General features: G+C 23.7%; 19 protein-coding genes, 1 tRNA gene and 1 pseudogene. 6 read left to right on the top strand and 15 right to left on the bottom strand.

The genetic code is table 11. From position 1 onward, the window contains the following. Positions 1-37: 37 nt before the first annotated feature. The 8 genes from lipB to mnmA all read right to left on the bottom strand — a co-directional run bounded on the left by lipB (position 38) and on the right by mnmA (position 8,317). Entirely contained in the window at positions 38-685 is a 648-nt protein-coding gene (gene lipB, locus D9V70_RS01375; RefSeq protein WP_158355973.1) for a lipoyl(octanoyl) transferase LipB, read from the bottom strand. Positions 686-705: 20 nt separating this feature from the next. Further along, positions 706-1,353: a YchE family NAAT transporter gene (locus D9V70_RS01370; RefSeq protein ID WP_158355972.1), complete on the bottom strand. Its 648-nt coding sequence runs from the start codon at positions 1,351-1,353 to the stop codon at positions 706-708. A 104-nt stretch (positions 1,354-1,457) separates the two neighbouring features. Then, complete coding sequence (rnb, locus tag D9V70_RS01365) at positions 1,458-3,395, bottom strand: exoribonuclease II (RefSeq protein WP_158355971.1); 1,938 nt, start codon at positions 3,393-3,395, stop codon at positions 1,458-1,460. A 203-nt stretch (positions 3,396-3,598) separates the two neighbouring features. Further along, on the bottom strand, positions 3,599-4,372 hold the full coding sequence (locus tag D9V70_RS01360) for an enoyl-ACP reductase FabI (protein WP_158355970.1): 774 nt from the start codon (positions 4,370-4,372) through the stop codon (positions 3,599-3,601). Between the two features lie 115 nt (positions 4,373-4,487). After that, on the bottom strand, positions 4,488-5,075 hold the full coding sequence (locus D9V70_RS01355) for a transglycosylase SLT domain-containing protein (RefSeq protein WP_158355969.1): 588 nt from the start codon (positions 5,073-5,075) through the stop codon (positions 4,488-4,490). 74 nt (positions 5,076-5,149) lie between these two features. Then, a complete protein-coding gene (gene purB / locus D9V70_RS01350) occupies positions 5,150-6,520 on the bottom strand; it encodes an adenylosuccinate lyase (protein WP_158355968.1) in 1,371 nt (456 codons plus the stop codon). Positions 6,521-6,566: 46 nt separating this feature from the next. After that, on the bottom strand, positions 6,567-7,190 hold the full coding sequence (hflD, locus tag D9V70_RS01345) for a high frequency lysogenization protein HflD (RefSeq protein ID WP_253254823.1): 624 nt from the start codon (positions 7,188-7,190) through the stop codon (positions 6,567-6,569). A 20-nt stretch (positions 7,191-7,210) separates the two neighbouring features. Further along, positions 7,211-8,317 carry a tRNA 2-thiouridine(34) synthase MnmA gene (mnmA, locus tag D9V70_RS01340; protein ID WP_158355967.1) on the bottom strand — a complete coding sequence of 369 codons (1,107 nt, stop codon included), beginning with the start codon at positions 8,315-8,317 and terminating at the stop codon, positions 7,211-7,213. Positions 8,318-8,519: 202 nt separating this feature from the next. Between mnmA and lepA the strand changes: the two genes are divergently transcribed. From lepA to acpS, 5 genes are all read left to right on the top strand, one after another. Then, the gene (lepA, locus tag D9V70_RS01335) at positions 8,520-10,313 is read left to right on the top strand and encodes a translation elongation factor 4 (protein ID WP_158355966.1); all 1,794 of its coding nucleotides are present in this window, start codon (positions 8,520-8,522) and stop codon (positions 10,311-10,313) included. Positions 10,314-10,327: 14 nt separating this feature from the next. Then, the gene (gene lepB / locus D9V70_RS01330) at positions 10,328-11,260 is read left to right on the top strand and encodes a signal peptidase I (RefSeq protein ID WP_158355965.1); all 933 of its coding nucleotides are present in this window, start codon (positions 10,328-10,330) and stop codon (positions 11,258-11,260) included. Between the two features lie 125 nt (positions 11,261-11,385). Further along, complete coding sequence (gene rnc, locus D9V70_RS01325; RefSeq protein WP_158355964.1) at positions 11,386-12,066, top strand: ribonuclease III; 681 nt, start codon at positions 11,386-11,388, stop codon at positions 12,064-12,066. Beyond that, positions 12,063-12,890, top strand: a complete 828-nt coding sequence (era, locus tag D9V70_RS01320; RefSeq protein WP_158355963.1) for a GTPase Era — start codon at positions 12,063-12,065, stop codon at positions 12,888-12,890. Before rnc ends, era begins: the two co-directional genes overlap by 4 nt. 134 nt (positions 12,891-13,024) lie before the next feature. Next, complete coding sequence (acpS, locus tag D9V70_RS01315; RefSeq protein ID WP_158355962.1) at positions 13,025-13,405, top strand: holo-ACP synthase; 381 nt, start codon at positions 13,025-13,027, stop codon at positions 13,403-13,405. A 22-nt stretch (positions 13,406-13,427) separates the two neighbouring features. Here acpS and tadA read toward each other — a convergent pair. Together tadA and smpB are read right to left on the bottom strand one after the other, a co-directional pair. Beyond that, positions 13,428-13,894, bottom strand: a pseudogene (gene tadA / locus D9V70_RS01310) (tRNA adenosine(34) deaminase TadA). Next, the gene (smpB, locus tag D9V70_RS01305; protein ID WP_158355961.1) at positions 13,891-14,385 is read right to left on the bottom strand and encodes an SsrA-binding protein SmpB; all 495 of its coding nucleotides are present in this window, start codon (positions 14,383-14,385) and stop codon (positions 13,891-13,893) included. The pseudogene tadA and the gene smpB overlap by 4 nt, the downstream one beginning before the upstream one ends. An 85-nt stretch (positions 14,386-14,470) precedes the next feature. On the opposite strand from smpB, the gene D9V70_RS01300 reads away from it, so the two are divergent. Beyond that, positions 14,471-14,746 carry an RnfH family protein gene (locus tag D9V70_RS01300; RefSeq protein ID WP_158355960.1) on the top strand — a complete coding sequence of 92 codons (276 nt, stop codon included), beginning with the start codon at positions 14,471-14,473 and terminating at the stop codon, positions 14,744-14,746. 86 nt (positions 14,747-14,832) lie between these two features. On the opposite strand, the gene D9V70_RS01295 is transcribed toward D9V70_RS01300, so the two are convergent. The 5 genes from D9V70_RS01295 to dnaQ all read right to left on the bottom strand — a co-directional run bounded on the left by D9V70_RS01295 (position 14,833) and on the right by dnaQ (position 17,583). Beyond that, a complete protein-coding gene (locus D9V70_RS01295) occupies positions 14,833-15,378 on the bottom strand; it encodes a nucleotide exchange factor GrpE (RefSeq protein ID WP_158355959.1) in 546 nt (181 codons plus the stop codon). Between the two features lie 102 nt (positions 15,379-15,480). Beyond that, entirely contained in the window at positions 15,481-15,966 is a 486-nt protein-coding gene (gpt, locus tag D9V70_RS01290; protein WP_158355958.1) for a xanthine phosphoribosyltransferase, read from the bottom strand. 105 nt (positions 15,967-16,071) lie between these two features. Continuing rightward, positions 16,072-16,656 carry a D-sedoheptulose 7-phosphate isomerase gene (gene lpcA, locus D9V70_RS01285; RefSeq protein ID WP_158355957.1) on the bottom strand — a complete coding sequence of 195 codons (585 nt, stop codon included), beginning with the start codon at positions 16,654-16,656 and terminating at the stop codon, positions 16,072-16,074. Between the two features lie 69 nt (positions 16,657-16,725). Beyond that, positions 16,726-16,799: transfer RNA gene (locus D9V70_RS01280), tRNA-Asp, on the bottom strand. A gap of 55 nt (positions 16,800-16,854) precedes the next feature. Further along, complete coding sequence (gene dnaQ, locus D9V70_RS01275) at positions 16,855-17,583, bottom strand: DNA polymerase III subunit epsilon (protein WP_158356283.1); 729 nt, start codon at positions 17,581-17,583, stop codon at positions 16,855-16,857. Positions 17,584-17,586: the final 3 nt, after the last annotated feature.

Here is a 17,586-nt window from a genome sequence, read left to right as displayed (position 1 = left end):
ATATTGTTAATATTTTTTAAAAAAAATTGATTTATAACTATTTTTTTACCATCATGACACAAAAAAAATTAGATAGTATTTTAACTAAAATATTTCTTAAATGTTCTAAAGTAATATCTTTTTTAAATTCTTTTATTTGTGTCATTCTTATATTTATATCTCCACAAGGACAAATATAACTAAAAGGTGTCAAATCCATATTAACATTAATAGCTAAACCATGAAGAGTTAAATATTTTTTTACTCTTAAACCTAAAGAGCATATTTTTTTTTTATGTATATACACTCCTGGTGATTTTATTTTTGTATATGCTTTTTTTATAGAAAGCTCATTCAAAGTAGTTATTATGGTTTTTTCCATGATATCTATTAGTTGACGAATATTTAATTTTCGACGTTTGAGATCAATTAAAAAATATAATATCTGCTGTCCAGGTCCATGATATGTAATTTGACCACCTCTATTTACATTCACTATAGGTATATTTTTTATATATTTTAAATTTGGTTTTTGATTCAATTGTCCCTGGGTGAATATTGGATAATGTTCTACAAACCATATTTCATCTAATGTATAAAAATTACGAGATATTGTAAAATTATTCATTTTTTCAAACGTATTTGACCAATGTTCAATTCCTAAATCCCGAAAAAAAATAATTTTATTTTGTACAATCTGATTCATAAATTTTATATAAAAAATTATTAATTTAATAATCCAGGAAAAACAGTACTAATTCCGATAGTAATAAATTCTATTCCAAGAGACATTAATAATAATCCCATCATACGAGTGACAATATTAATTCCTGTTTTTCCTAAAATGTTTACTACACAAGGAGCAACTTGAAAACATAACCAACATATAAATGAAAATAAAAGAATAACTAAACTACATCCTAATAAGTTCATCCAAGTAGAATAATAAGTACTCCATACAATGGTTGAACTTATTGCACCAGGTCCTGCAATTAAAGGCATTGCTAAAGGAACGACGCTTATATTGTCTGATGTTTGATTTTCTTTTTTTTCTTTTACTTTTTTTATTTTGTTTATAAATTCTCCACTAATCATTGAAAAAGCTATACTAATAATAAGAACTCCTCCAGCAATACGAAAAGAACTAATAGATATACCAAATGCACTTAAAATGTTACTACCAAAAAATAGTGACATAATTAATATTAATGATGCTGAAAAGTTAGCTATTAAATTTGTTTTTTTTCTTTCTAAAGTAGATTGACCATGAGTCATAGTAGTAAAAATAGGAATCATTCCAATGGGGTTGACTAAAGCGCACAATCCTATAAAAAATTTTATATATATAGATAGATCAAAAATTGAAATATTCATATATTATATTTCTCCTAATATATGTTGAATTTTTATAATTTCTTTAAAAACATTTTATGTTATTTAAAACATTTTTATACGTATATAATACTTTATTATTAAAGTTAATCTTCAGGTTTAGCAATAATACTACGAGTTTCCAATCGAATTTCCGATAAGGTAACATAAATGAAATCAGATACTTTATAATACATAATACCATTAATAAAAACTTTCCCCATTTCTTGATCAAACGTTAATTCTTCTCTGATTTTATGTAAAAATACGCCAGGAATAAAAACATTAGCACCATTCTCTATCAAACGAGCTCTTATTCCATTTCTTACGATATCAATTATTTCTGCTTTAAATTTTTTATTTCTTTGTTCTTTTTTTTGTAAAAATATAGTATAAAGCCAATCTGAAATCTCTCTTTCAGCAATTCTATTTCTTCTTCTTTGCTCACTGATTTTTAATTTAATTTCTTCGCTAGGTTTAATTGATTTTTCTTTATTAATAATAGATTTTAATAAACGATGATTAATCATATCACTATATTTTCGAATAGGAGAAGTCCAAGTTGCATATTCTGAAAAACCAAGAGCAAAATGAGGTGCAGGAACAGTACTAAAATCACCAAAAGATTGAAAACGACGAATTCTACTATCAATGTAGTTATTAGATAAAACATTTAGAACACGTCTAAGTTTACAAAAACCTTTTAAGGTAATAATTTCTTGAACAGTGAAATTTAAATTATAATTCTTTAAGAAAGCTACTACATTTTCGGCATTGGAATAATCAAATCCAGAATGTATATTATATATCCCAAATCCAAGATTTTTAGATAAAAAATTAGCTGCAGATATATTTGCAACTATCATAGCTTCTTCAACGATTTTATGAGCAATACGTCTTTTTTCAGCAAAAATGTCTACAATTTTTCCGTTTTCAGAAAAATGAAATCGGTATTCTAGATTATCTTTAAATAATACAGCATTTTTTAAACGCCATTGTATACGTAATAAACATAAACGATGTAAATATAATATTTGATTTTCTATAGTTTTATTAGGAGGTTTCCATATACCGGATTTTTCAATCCAATCTGAAACATGTTCATAAGATAATTTTGCTTTAGATTTTATCCATGCTAAGAAAAATTTAGTTGTATTGGATATGTTTCCATCCTTTAAAATATTAATATGACATGCTAGTACTGGACGACGTACATTTGGATTCAAAGAACATATATCTTCTGATAAAACTCTAGGCAACATAGGAATATTAAATCCAGGTAAATAATTAGTAAAACTTCTTTGATATGCAATAAGATCTAGTTTACTATCATTTTTTATATAAGCAGTCGGATCAGCAATTGCTACAATTAGAGAAAATCCTTCATCGGAAGTTTGATTAATAAAAAGAGCATCATCAATATCTTTTGTATGACTGTTATCTATAGTAATAAAATCTAAATTAGTTAAATCTTGTCTATAGTAATTTTCTTTTAATATAAAATCATCTTTATTTGCTAATGGTTCTTTTCTAGCAAGATTATGACGTGCTAAAGTAACCCACCATGGTGTTAAAGGATCATCTTTTTTTATAATTTTTTCAATTAATTCAGCATAAAAAAAGTTATTTCCATTAAGTTTATGTTTTGTTAATCTTGCTACAACCCAATCACCATTTTGCAGGGTATTTATATAATTTGTATCATTTTGACATATTATAAGATCTTTTAACATTGGATAATCAGGTATAATAAATAATTTATGATCTCTTTTTTCTATTTTTCCTACAAACTTATTTAAAAAAGGTTCAATTAATTTTTCAGGCTCAATTATTTCTCTATCTTTTTCTATTTTTAATAATGCGATTATTTTATCTCCATGCATGACTTTTTTCATGTTTTTAGGAGGTATAAAATAACTTTTTTGAGCATCAATTTCTAAAAATCCAAATCCTCTTTCAGTACTTTTTACTATGCCTTCAACACGTGGTGTTTTAGCATGTAGATTTTTCTTCAACTGTGCAAGTAATGGATGGTTTTGGAACATAATGATAAAACCTAATTGTCATAGTAAAAAATCAATAATTTTATAAGCTTAACAATTTATTTAAATATGTAGCTTTTTTATAAAACAGCATAAATATTGTTTGAAAAAAACTTATCAAAACATTTAATTTTTAATTTTTGTTTAAAGAAATTTATTTTGTATTTTAAATAAAATTAATTTTTAATTAAAAAAATATGATATATTTATCTTATAGAACTAACATTAAAACCATTATCAACATAAATAACTGAACCAGTAATTCCAATAGATAAGTTAGATAACAAAAAAGATGCAACATTACCTATATTTTCTCCAGTGATAGAATTTTTTATCAATGCAGATGAACGATGATGTTTTTGTATTTTATTAAAATTTTTAATACTATATGAAGAAATAGTTTTAATTGGACCAGGTGAAATTGCATTAACTCGAATATTATGTTTACCTAATGTATAAGCCATATATCGAACATTTGCTTCTAAAGAAGCTTTTGCTAATCCCATAACATTGTAATTAGGTACAACACGTTTCGAACCTAAATAAGATAATGTTAATAAAGAAGAATGATTATTTAACATTTTTCTACATTCTTTGACTAATCCTAAAAAACTATAGCAACTAATTTCATGAGAAATATTGAATCCGTCTCTAGTAATATTATCGATAAAATCTCCATCAAAAAATTTTTTAGGGCAATAAGCAACAGAATGTACTAATCCATCAAATTTTTTCCATATTTTTGATAAATTCAAACACATATTCTTTATATTTACATCATTACTGAAATCACATGATAGTACAATATTAGATTTAAATGATTCTGCTAATTTTTTTACTCTACTAGTAATTTTTTCATTTTGACATACAAAAGCTAATCTTGCTTTTTGACTATACATAGATTTTGCTATATCAAAAGCAATTGATTTTTTATTAAATATTCCAGTTATTAAAATTTTTTTGTTCTTTAACAATTCCATTTTTAAATCTCGACAAAAGATATTATGTTATATTATTTCTAATTTAATAGATTTTTTTATTATAAAATATCTCTGTAAAAGTTTTAAAGTAAATTATAAATCATTATAACTTTTGTTAAGTAATGAGAGGCCTGTTTTGCTGGATGTTTTTTTTTACATATTCAGAAAAAGTTTTTGTCGTCATAGTATTTATTATAGATATTGCTTCCTGTCTATTTTTAGAAAATATTTTAAGCAAAGCACTTACGCCATTAACATATGATACAATCATAGCATATTTCATTACATCTTTGTTTCTTATACCAAACAGTTTTTTTTGCAATAAACGAATATAAGCAGTGCCCATATCAATATTTATTTTTGGATTATATAATTCTTGAATAGATGGCTGACCTTTTTTACCATTTAAACGATATATTTCAACACCCGCAGAAGATGGTTTTATTTGCATTAATCCAATTGCATTAGAATTACTTTTAGCATAAGGATTACCAGAAGATTCAGCATAAATAATAGATTTAATTAATTTATTTTCAATATTATATTTGCGTGCGGAATCGTTTATAAAATTATTCCAATAATGTATACTCTTTTCTATAATATGTTTATTTAAAACATAATGTATTTTAGAGTATCTTTCAATATTAACAAAACTATATCCAGTTAAAAAAATCATGGAAATAATTAATATTATCGATGTCATAAGAAATATTTCCTGCATATTTTTTATTAAATTGCTTAAAATTTTTTAAAATTATTTTAACATAAAAAAATGATTTATTTTAATTCATTAACTATCTCACTGGCTTTTCCAATATAATTATAAGGTGTTATTTCTTTTAATCGATTTTTTTCTTCTTCTGGTATGTCTAAGTTAGAAATAAATTTATGTATAATATATCTATTTATTTTTTTTCCACGTGTTAGTTCTTTTAATTTTTCATATGCGTTTGTAATTCCATAACGACGCATAACAGTTTGTATAGGTTCAGATAAAATAGACCAATTTTCATTTAAATTTTTTAACATTTGTGATTTATTAATTTCTAATTTGTTAATTCCTAATAAAACAGAATTATATGCAATGATAGAATAAGCTATGGCTACACCTAAATTACGTAGTACTGTAGAATCACTTAGATCACGTTGCCATCGAGAAATAGGTAGTTTATTTATCATATGATTCATTAAAGCATTTGATAAACCTAGATTTCCCTCAGAGTTTTCAAAATCAATTGGATTAATTTTATGTGGCATAATTGAAGATCCTATTTCATGTTCTACTGATTTTTGTTTAAAATAGTTAAGAGAAATATATCCCCAAATATCACGATTAAAATTAATTAGTATTGTATTAAATAATGATATATAACTAAAAAATTCTGCAATATAATCATGAGGTTCGATTTGTGTAGTATATGGATTCCAAGAAATTCCTAATGAAGTTACAAAATTTTTGCTAATTTCATGCCAATTAACTTCAGGATATGCAGCTAAATGTGCATTATAATTACCAGTTGTTCCATTCATTTTTCCTAATATTTTTATATTTTTAATTTTTGCGTAACAACTTTTCATGCGATAATAAAAATTAGCAATTTCTTTTCCCATAGTTGATGGAGTAGCTGGTTGTCCATGAGTTAAAGATAATAAAGCAATGTTTTTATATTTAAAAACCATTTTTTTTAAAATTGTAATTATTTTAAACCATAAAGGTAAAATTATTGTATCACGAGCATCTTTTAACATTAATCCATAAGCTATATTGTTAATATCTTCTGAAGTACAACCAAAATGTATAAACTCTAAAATTGATGAAAAATTCTTTAATTTAGAAACTTTTTCTTTTAAAAAATATTCTAATGCTTTAATATCATGATTCGTTTTTTTTTCTATACTTTTAACATAAACTGCATCTTTTTCATCAAAGTCATTGATGATATTATCAAGTAAAAACACTTCTTTATAATTAATATTATTGATTTTTAGGATTTCAGACATACTTATTATTTTTTTAAACCACTGAACTTCTACATTAAGTCGATATCTTAAAAAACCAAATTCGCTAAATATACTTCTCAGTATACAAGTAAAATGATTATATCTACCATCAATAGGTGATACAGCTGTCAATGGAGTTAACTTCATATCTTAAGCATCCTAAAATTTTTTTAAAAGTTGAAATTATATTTTTTTAAGTACATAACATTTTTTTTGCTTTTTTAATAATATCATATCTAAAAAATATTAACTTAAGTTCATTACCACCAAATTGTTTCCATAATACTATAGAACGAATACCAGCTAATAATAAACATCGAATTTTTTTTTGTATTTCAAGGTTCTGTAGAAATATTCTTATTCCCTTTATAGAAATTCTAGAACCTAGAGAGCTAATAATTTCAACATATATATTAGCTAATTCGTTTACTAAAACATTAATATCATAATTAATACTATATTTTTCTAATGTAGTAGATAATTTTTTTTTTAATGAATATTTATTAATATTATTAAGTTGTAATTTTTTTTCAAGAATTATCATGCCAAAAATATATTTCATAAATTCAATGTATGAATAAGAAAAATTAGAAAAACCTAGAATAGATATTAAAGTTTGTAATCCTATAATAAGATTTTTTTTATTATTGCCATATATTGAAATAACAGAAGTTGGATTTGTTTGTAAAATACTTTCTAAACATATTTTAAATGAATGATTATCACATTTTCCTGAATAAGCTAAACTTTGTACTAAATATACTGATTGACATATACCTGCAAGTGATAATGTAATTGAATTAATTTTTTTAATCACAATTATCTCCTACTTTAAAATTATAATAATGGCAATCTAGACTTTATAATTCCACCGCCTATACATACATCTGATAGATATAATACTACTGATTGTCCAGGTGTTACTGCTGCAACTGGAAATTCAAATAAAATTTTTATATTATTTTGATTTATATATTGAATATTGCAATTGATATTTTTTTGACGATATCTTGTTTTTACCATGCATAAAAATGGAAAAGAAAAATCTATATCGTTTATCCAATGAATGTCTTTGGCAATTAAACCTATAGACATTAGATGTTTATTATAAGAACCTTGAGCAACAATTAATATATTTTTTTTTATATTTTTATCTACAACATACCATGGTATATTATACTCTCCTTTTATTCCACCAATTCCTAGTCCCTTTCTTTGACCTAAAGTATAATAAAAAGCACCATAATGTTTTCCAATTTTTTTTCCATCAATTGTAATTATATCACCTTGTTTTTCAGAAATATATTGATTAAGAAAATTTTTTAATTTTTTAGCTCCTATAAAACAAATACCTGTAGAATCTTTTTTTTCAGCTACTGTCAAATTTAGTTTTTTAGCAATATCTCTAACTTTATTTTTATTTAAAGATCCAATCGGAAATAAAATTTTTTTAAGTTGAGAATTATTTAAAGTATATAAAAAATAAGTTTGATCTTTATTAAGATCTACACCTTTTAAAAGAACATGTTTTCCAGACATTTTCTTTATACGTGCGTAATGACCTGTTGCGATATAATCTGCCTTAAGATTCGTAATAGAATATTTTAAAAAAAGATTAAATTTAATTTCTTTATTACATAATACGTCAGGATTAGGTGTTTTACCGTTTTTATATTCATTCAAGAAATGTTTGAAAACATTGTCCCAAAATTCTAGAGAAAAATTGATTTTATGAAGGTATATGTTTAATTGTTTACATACACTTTCAGCATCGAATAAATCTTGAGCAGAATTACAATATTTTCCCTTATCATTTTCCTCCCAATTTTTCATAAATAAACCTTCTACTTGATATTTTTTTTGTTTTAAAATCCAAGCAGAAACTGATGAATCTACACCTCCAGACATAGCAACAATTACTTTTTTATTTTTATTTAAATTCATAAATAACATTGATTATAGTGTTTTTTTGATATAATTTTTTATATTAGAAAATATATTATATATCATAAAAAATAATAAATAAATTATATTTAAAAATCTTAATAATTATTAATATAATTTTAATGAAATATTTAAAAAATAATAAAAAATATTTTTAGCACATGTTAAAATATATAAAAAATCAAATGGTATAATATCAAACATGAAAAATATAAGAAATTTTTCTATCATAGCTCATATTGATCATGGAAAATCCACTTTATCTGATCGATTAATACAAATATGCAATGGATTGTCTAAAAGAGAAATGTTTAATCAAGTATTGGATTCAATGGATTTAGAAAGAGAACGAGGAATTACTATTAAAGCACAAAGTGTTATGATTAATTTTAAAAATAAAAAAGGTAATATTTTTAATTTAAATTTTATTGATACACCAGGTCATGTAAATTTTTCATATGAAGTTTCTCGATCATTATCAGCATGCGAGGGTGCGCTACTGATAGTTGACTCCACACAAGGAGTAGAAGCGCAAACATTATCTAATTGTTATACTGCATTAGATATGAATTTAAAAATTATTCCAGTACTAAATAAAATAGATTTACCTAATGCTAATCCAGATAAAGTTTGTAAAGAAATTGAAGATATTATAGGAATATCTTCGTCTAATGCAATTCAATGCTCAGCCAAAACAGGACAAGGAATAGAAGAGCTTGTAGAATGTATTATCGAAAAAATTCCTTCTCCTAATGGTTCAATAGAAAAACCTCTTCAGGCTCTAATCATTGATTCATGGTTTGACAATTATCTAGGTGTCGTATCTTTAATTAGAATTAAAAATGGAATTTTGTTTGAAAAAGATAAAATTCAAGTTATGAGTACAGGAAAGAATTACCTTGTTGAACAAATAGGTATTTTTACTCCCAAAAAACTGAGGAAGAAACAATTAAAATGTGGAGAAGTAGGATGGATTGTTTGCGGAATAAAAAATATTAATGCCGCTTTAGTTGGTGATACATTAACAACTACTATAAATCCGTCAAAAAATAAATTGACTGGTTTTAAAAAAGTTAAACCACAAATATACGCTGGACTTTTTCCTACTTCCTCTGATCAATATGAAACATTTAGAGATGCTTTGGGAAAGCTAAGTTTGAACGATTCTTCATTGTTTTATGAACCAGAAAGCTCTAGTGCTCTTGGATTTGGTTTTAGATGTGGATTTTTAGGTTTGTTGCATATGGAAATAGTTCAAGAACGTTTAGAAAGAGAATATTCACTTGATTTAATTTCAACAGCACCAACAGTAGTTTATGAAATAGAATTAAATAATGGAAAAATACTTTATCTAGATACACCTTCTAATTTTCCCGTTATGAGTACTATCAAAGATATTCGAGAACCTATAGTTGAATGCAATATTTTATCTCCACCACAATATCTTGGTGCAATTATAAAATTATGTATAGAAAAAAGAGGTTATCAAACTAATATGATCTATCATACTCATCAAGTTTTATTAAAATATCATATACCTATGAATGAAGTCGTGTTAAATTTTTTTGATGAATTAAAATCTATTTCTAGTGGATATGCATCGTTAGAATATGATTTTAAATATTTTAAATCCACTAATATGGTACGTATTGATATACTGATTAACTCAGAAAAAATAGATGCATTAACCATTTTATCGCATCAAAAAAATTCACAACGTTTCGCAAGGGAAATAGTTGATAAAATGAAAAAATTAATACCTCGACATCAATTTGATATTGCAATTCAAGCTAGTATTAACAATAGTATTATAGCACGATCAACTATCAAGCAATTGAGAAAAAATGTGTTATCAAAATGTTATGGTGGTGATATTAGCAGAAAAAAGAAATTGTTACAAAAACAAAAAGATGGAAAAAGAAAAATGAAAAAAATAGGAAATGTTAACATGCCAAAAAGGGCTTTTCTTGAAATTTTAAATATTAGCAAAAAATAAAATAAGGAATGAAAATGGCTAATATATTAACTGTATTTTTACTTATTAGTACATTAGTGACTGGTTTTTTTTGGTTTCAATATAATTTGAAAAAAATTAAAAATTTTTATTTAAGAAAGAAACGAATTAAAGAGAATTTAGATATAAAATATGTGGAAAAAATAGAAAATGAAAAATATTTTTTTAAATCTTTATCATCATTTTTTCCAATTTTTTTTATAATATTTACTATACGTTCATTTATTTATGAACCTTTTCAAATTCCTTCAGGTTCAATGATGCCTACTCTCTTAGTTGGAGATTTTATTTTAGTAGAAAAATTTTCTTACGGTATTAAAGATCCTATTACACATACAATGTTAATACAAACAAACCTTCCTAAACGTGGCGATGTTGTTGTTTTTAAACATCCTATTGATTACAACACAGATTATATTAAACGTGTTATAGGGCTACCTGGAGATAAAATCGAATATGATCTAAATACTAAGCACATAAAAATTTGTAAAAATTATTTAATTAAAAACAATTGTCAAGAAAAATTATTGATTAAATATTCTAATGCTAAATCAAGTGAATTTACCCAAAAAATATATTTTATTGATGAAAAAAAATTGTTAACAACAGAAAAAATATTAAATTTTGAACTAGTTGAAGAAAACATTAATCATGTGAAACATAATATACTTTTCCTAAAGAATATAAAAAATTCTAAAAAAGATTATTATCAACAAAAAAATATGAAACGATTAAACTGGATTGTACCTGAAGGAGAATATTTTATGATGGGAGACAATCGAGATAATAGTTTAGATAGTCGTTATTGGGGGTTCGTTCCTGAAAAAAACTTAGTAGGAAAAGCTATTAAAATATGGATGAGTTTTAAAAAAAATGAAAATGAATGGCCTACTGGTATACGTATAAATAGAATTGGAAATATATATTGAATATTACTTATTTCATATTTATATTAAATTACATATTATTATATATGTACTCCACATTTATTAGATTTTTCTGTTTTTCTTATTACATATATATTTAATTAAAATATCATTAAAACTGGTATAACATGAACTATATCGTAACAAAAAAAATACAAAAAGTGCTAGGATATACTTTTACTCATAAAGATCTTTTGAGACAAGCATTGACACATAGAAGTGCAAGTAGTAAACATAATGAAAGATTAGAATTTTTAGGAGATTCTATTTTAAGTTTTGTTATTGCCAATGCTTTATATCAACATTTTCCATACATTAATGAAGGTGATATGAGTCGTATGAGAGCAACTTTAGTACGTGGTAATACACTAGCTGAAATAGCATATGAATTCGATTTAGGAGAATATTTAAAATTAGGACAAGGTGAACTTAAAAGTGGCGGATTTCGTCGTGAATCTATTTTGGCAAATACTGTAGAAGCTTTGATTGGAAGTATTTATTTAGATAGTAATATTAAAACAGTAGAAGAGCTAATATTAAAATGGTATGAAAAACGTTTAGAAACAATAAGTCCTGGAGATACACAAAAAGATCCTAAAACAAGATTACAAGAATATTTGCAATCAAAACATTTATCTTTACCTACGTATTCTATAGTTAAAATATATGGAGAGGCTCATAATCAATTATTTACGATACATTGTCAAATCACTATTTTATCTGAATATTTAATTGGAACTGGTTCTAGCAGAAGAAAAGCTGAACAAGATGCCGCAAAAAAAGCATTAATTAAATTAGGTGTCGAGTGAATACAAAACAAACATATTGCGGAAATATAGCTATTATTGGAAAAGTAAACGTTGGTAAGTCAACGTTAATTAACCAAATAATTGAAAAAAAGATTTCTATTGTATCAAGAAAAAAAAATACAACACAAAGTAATATCATAGGTATTAAAACACAAAAATATTATCAAAGTATTTATATAGATACACCTGGTGTTATTTCAGAGAAAAAATTTTTTTTTCATAAAACTATAAAAAATTTAACATTGATAATTTTTGTTGTAGATAGATTATTTTGGACAAAAGATGATGAAAATATTTTAAATAGAATCAAAAAAAATAGTATTCCTATTATTATAGTAATTAATAAAATTGATAAAATTAAAAACAAAGAGGCACTACTACCTTTTATTAATTTTTTAAAAAAAAAAAATATTACTACAGAAATTATACCTATTTCTGCAAAAAACACTAAAAGTGCTATTGAATTAAATAAGATAATTCAATCTTATTTACCAAAAAATCCTCATATATATCCTAAAGATTACATTACAGAAAACTCTCATTTTTTTACTGTCTCTGAAATTATTAGAGAAACATTAATATTATTTTTAAGAGATGAATTACCTTCAATGTTAAAAGTAAAGATTGAACGTTTTCAAATAAGAGGAAATAAACAATTATATATAAGAGCTATTATTTTAGTTAAAAATATAAGACAAAAAAAAATTATTATTGGTACAAATGGTGAAAAAATAAAAAAAATTAGTATCAGATCAAGATTTGGTATAGAAAAAGAATTCGCCCAAAAAACTCATCTTATTTTATGGGTTAAAGTAAATCTTTAAAAGAAACAACACTTTTTTAAAAAACATTTTCAAAAATCACTGATTTTTTTAAAATTAATTAATGTTAATATTTAACTAATTTTAAAAAAATGATTATCGTAAAGATAAATTAAAATAAAAGGTATTTGTTTACAATGTCAATTGTAGGTTTAGGGGTTGATGTCATAGAAATATTACGTATTAAAAAAATTTTTTTTAATTATAAACATCAGTTTGCTAAAAAAATTTTATCTATAAATGAATGGGAAAAATATGTTTTAAGTAATCATAAAGTTAATTTTCTTGCAAAAAAGTTTGCTGCTAAAGAAGCAGCATCTAAAGCTTTAGGGACAGGAATAAGTTCTAAAATAAAATTTAATCAATTAGAATTGTACCATGATACTTTAGGTAAGCCAAAACTACGTTTTTTAACATATGCTTTAAAAAGATCAAAAAAAATCAAATGTAAATCCATACATGTTAGTATATCTGATCAAAAGTTATATGCATATGCTTTAGTTATTTTAGAATCTTAATATAAAAATAATCAATATAATATTAATATTTTTTTTTTCTTTTTTTCTTAAAGAAATTTATTAAAATATCAGAGCATTCTTTTTTCATAACATCTTTTTTAATATTTAATTTATTTTTTTTTTATTATTTAAAAAAATATTTTTAAAATGAAGCTTATCGTCTAATTTTTTATAATTTGCTCCGAATACTAAACGTTTAATACGACTTTGTATAATCGCTCCACAACACATTATGCAAGGTTGTAAAGTAACGTATAACGTACTGTTCATTAATCGATAATTTTTTATTTTTTTTCCAGCGAAACGAAAAGCCATAATTTCTGCATGTGCAGTAGGATCATTTTGGGAGATAGAACTATTCCAACCAATTCCTATAATACGTTCTTGAAAAACTAATACTGCTCCTATGGGGACTTCACCTTTTTTTGCTGCATAATATGCATATTTCAAAGCAATTTTCATCCATTTTTCATCATTATCATGTATCATAAAATATTTTTAATACCTTGTTTTTTTTTAATGATATTCATCCTTTCTTTTTTCCATTCTTCATTTTTTATATTGGTTCTTTTATCTTGAATATTTTTTCCTTTTGCTAATCCAAATTCTAATTTACACCAAGATTTTTTCCAAAATAAAGACAAAGAAATTAAAGTGTATCCTATATTTTTTTTTTTACTGTATAAAAAATCAATTTCATTTTTATTTAATAATAATTTTCTTTTTCGTATAGGATTATAACAAAAATATTTTGAAGATGAATTTAATGGTTGAATTAGAGCATTACAAAGATACATCTCATTAAGATAATATGTTATATAGCTTTCTGTAATATTAACTTTTCCACATCTAATAGATTTTACTTCCCATCCTTCTAAAACTAAACCTGATTGAAATTTATCTTCTATAAAATAATTATAATATGCTTTTTTATTAATAATTTTAACACGTTTTAAATCATGATTTTTTTTATACAGCATAATTAAGTTTATTCCAAATAATAATTTATAATATGTAATAATATAAGAAAACAACAGAAATGAATAAATATTGAAAATAAAAAATATGAGTAATTTTAAAGTTACAGTTATATATGCTCTACCAAATATTCAATATTCTTTTGAAGTAAATATGAAAAAAGGAGCTACTGTAAAAGATACAATCTTGAAATCAAATGTGTTACAGTTAATAAATAGTCTTTCATTATATAATTTAAAAGTTGGAATTTATAATAAAGTAGTACGTTTAAACTCAAAAATAAAAAATGGAGATAGAATTGAAATCTATAGGAATTTAATTGTTGATCCAAAAGAAAGAAGAAGAAAAAAATTAACTATTTAAAAATACAATTTAAAATAAAAAATAATTTTAGATTTAATAAAAATTATTAATGTTTATAATATTATTAAATCTAAAAAAAACTGTATTTATATTTTTTTCTTAGAAACTACTACCATAGCTGGACGTAATAAACGAGATTCATGTAAAATGTAACCAGGTTGCATAACTGTAACAATTTTATTGGATTCTACCTCATTTGTGTAATGAATAGACATGGCTTCATGAATAGATGGATCAAATGATACATTTTTCTCTTGTATTTTCTTTATATTAAATAATTTAAAAGATTTATTTAATAACTCAGATATAAATTCTATTTTATTTTTTATTTCTAATAATATTTTATTTAATTGATTGTTTTCTATTGAATTTAAAGTACGTTCAATATTATCAAAAATAGGAAGAAAATTTATAATTAGTTTTTCCAAGGAAAATTTTTTAGATATATTAATTTCTTTATTTGATCGGTTTAAAACCATTTCAACTTCTTGTTTGGCAAGCAGTTTTTTTTCTAATATTTTATTTTTATTTTCTTGTAATTTATTTTCTAAAATTTCAATTAAATTATTTTTTTCATTATTTAATTTTTTATGTTTAATATTTTCTACTGTTGTTTCTTCTTTACTTATCATAAACATATCTCTTTTTAATATGTGTTTATTTTATGAAATAAAACATTTTTCAATTTTATTTTTTTATTTTTAATTTTTTTAAAATTTTTTTTATTTTTTATTTTAAGATGTTTTTTGAATTTTATAGTTTTGAACTAGAGGAGGAATATAAGAAATGGACATATCCCATGGTTGTTCAATCCATACATTTTGAGGAATATCTATAACATAATCATCAACTAGTAAACGACCCATAGGTTTTGCAAAAATAGTTACAAAATATGCTTTCGGATATAATTTTCTAATAATTTTTGCAGTTCCACCTGTATCTACTAGATCATCTATTACGATAATTTTATCTCCATTTCCTTCTGCTTTTTTTATAATTTTTCTATTTTTTTTTAAATAATTATAATTATAACTTGAAATGCAAACAGTATCTACACATCGAATTCCTAGTTCTCTTGCTAATAAAGCAGATGGAACAAGACCCCCTCGACTTACCGCAATAATTCCATTGTAAGATTTTATCTTAAGTAATAATCGATTAGCTAATTTTCTAGTATGAATTTGAAGCATATCCCAAGTAACAATGTATTTCTCACTCATAAAAAGAAATTCCGAAACTATAAAATAGTATTTATAAAAAAGTGGAAATAAGTTGTTATATTTATTATAGGATTTTAATTTTTTAAAAAACATTGAATATCTAATTTATACTAATTTTTTCATTTCTTTTTCAATAATTAATATTAATATATGAATAATTTTAATATGCATTTCTTGTATTCGATCTGAATATCCAAAATAGGGAACACATATTTCTATATCAGATAATCCTGTAATTTTTCCTCCGTTATTTCCTGTTAAAGATATTGTTTTTATATTTTTTTCTTTTGATTTTTTTAGTGCTTTTATAATATTTAAGGAATTTCCAGAAGTAGAAATAGCTAAAACTGCATCTCCTGAACATCCTATACTTTCAATAAACCGAGAAAACACTTGATCGTATCCAAAATCATTGCTTACTGAAGAGATATAGCTACTTTCAGAAATAGATATTGCGGCATATCCGCATCTTTTTTCTCGATAAAGACTTGTTAGTTCTTCTGCAAAATGTGCTGCATCGCAATGAGATCCTCCATTTCCACACGAAATTACTTTTTTTCCTTTTTTCAATGATTCTGAAATTAAAATAGCAGATTTTTGAATATTATCTATTTGATTTTTATCTTGCAAAAATTTTTGCAGTACTTTTGATGCAATGTTTAATTCTGAAGAAATTATTTTTCTATACATAATTGAAAATATCTTATTTTTCAAAAAAATATAATTTTATTATTTTTTTATTTTGTCAGAAATACTTTTCGGTGCGGACGGGGCTCGAACCCGTGACCTCCGGCGTGACAGGCCGATATTCTAACCAACTGAACTACCGCACCTTATTTTTTGTATAATACTATTTTACATATTTTAAAAATGCAGTCAATAATCTTTTTAAGATTTATGAAAAAATTTATCCCATAAACATATATTATTTTTTTTCATATATCTAAGATAATCTTGATGTAATTGTATCTCTTTTTTTGTAGCGTTTATTTTTAGTAAAGATTTGTTTTTAACAATATATTTTTTTTTTTGATAAGATGTTTTATTATTTATTTTATTAAAACATATAGAATCTTGACCTCCAGTCATTAAAAGATACAATTTACCTAAAAGTTGAGCGTCTATAATTGCACTATGTAAATTTCTTCGAGATATATTTATTTTATATCTCGTACATAAAGCATCCAATGTATTTTTTTTTCCAGGAAATAATTTTCGTGCTATTTTCAATGTATCCACTATAGAACAAAAATTATTAATTGTTTTTATATTTTTATTATTTAATATATCTAGTTCCTGATTTATAAAACCTATATCAAATGAAGCGTTGTGAATAACTAATTGAGAATTATTAATATAATTTAAAAAATTATTAACAATATCTTTAAAAATAGGTTTGTTTTCCAAAAAATTATTACTAATTCCATGTATTTTGTATGCTTCAGGATCTATTAATCTATTAGGTTGAATATACGAATGAAAATTATTTCCTGTGAAACGACGATTGATGATTTCTACAGCACCAATTTCTATAATTCTATGGTTAATATGAGGTAAACTAAAAGAATTGATTCCTGTAGTTTCAGTGTCTAATACAATTATTCTTTTTTTATTAATCAT

The organism is Buchnera aphidicola (Lipaphis pseudobrassicae) (assembly GCF_005081185.1).
Taxonomy (GTDB): Bacteria; Pseudomonadota; Gammaproteobacteria; order Enterobacterales; family Enterobacteriaceae; genus Buchnera; species Buchnera aphidicola_AD.
This window is presented reverse-complemented; position numbering and strand designations above follow the sequence as displayed.

What these genes read in the sequence shown, in the direction of transcription:
- D9V70_RS01300 (WP_158355960.1), top strand. Translation starts at nt 14,471, where the DNA reads ATGAGTAATTTTAAAGTTACAGTTATATATGCTCTACCAAATATTCAA.
- D9V70_RS01355 (WP_158355969.1), bottom strand. Translation starts at nt 5,075, where the DNA reads ATGACATCGATAATATTAATTATTTCCATGATTTTTTTAACTGGATAT.
- gpt (WP_158355958.1), bottom strand. Translation starts at nt 15,966, where the DNA reads ATGAGTGAGAAATACATTGTTACTTGGGATATGCTTCAAATTCATACT.
- mnmA (WP_158355967.1), bottom strand. Translation starts at nt 8,317, where the DNA reads ATGAATTTAAATAAAAATAAAAAAGTAATTGTTGCTATGTCTGGAGGT.
- lpcA (WP_158355957.1), bottom strand. Translation starts at nt 16,656, where the DNA reads ATGTATAGAAAAATAATTTCTTCAGAATTAAACATTGCATCAAAAGTA.
- rnc (WP_158355964.1), top strand. Translation starts at nt 11,386, where the DNA reads ATGAACTATATCGTAACAAAAAAAATACAAAAAGTGCTAGGATATACT.
- purB (WP_158355968.1), bottom strand. Translation starts at nt 6,520, where the DNA reads ATGAAGTTAACTCCATTGACAGCTGTATCACCTATTGATGGTAGATAT.
- lepB (WP_158355965.1), top strand. Translation starts at nt 10,328, where the DNA reads ATGGCTAATATATTAACTGTATTTTTACTTATTAGTACATTAGTGACT.
- D9V70_RS01370 (WP_158355972.1), bottom strand. Translation starts at nt 1,353, where the DNA reads ATGAATATTTCAATTTTTGATCTATCTATATATATAAAATTTTTTATA.
- lepA (WP_158355966.1), top strand. Translation starts at nt 8,520, where the DNA reads ATGAAAAATATAAGAAATTTTTCTATCATAGCTCATATTGATCATGGA.
- smpB (WP_158355961.1), bottom strand. Translation starts at nt 14,385, where the DNA reads ATGCTGTATAAAAAAAATCATGATTTAAAACGTGTTAAAATTATTAAT.
- lipB (WP_158355973.1), bottom strand. Translation starts at nt 685, where the DNA reads ATGAATCAGATTGTACAAAATAAAATTATTTTTTTTCGGGATTTAGGA.
- acpS (WP_158355962.1), top strand. Translation starts at nt 13,025, where the DNA reads ATGTCAATTGTAGGTTTAGGGGTTGATGTCATAGAAATATTACGTATT.
- D9V70_RS01295 (WP_158355959.1), bottom strand. Translation starts at nt 15,378, where the DNA reads ATGATAAGTAAAGAAGAAACAACAGTAGAAAATATTAAACATAAAAAA.
- D9V70_RS01360 (WP_158355970.1), bottom strand. Translation starts at nt 4,372, where the DNA reads ATGGAATTGTTAAAGAACAAAAAAATTTTAATAACTGGAATATTTAAT.
- rnb (WP_158355971.1), bottom strand. Translation starts at nt 3,395, where the DNA reads ATGTTCCAAAACCATCCATTACTTGCACAGTTGAAGAAAAATCTACAT.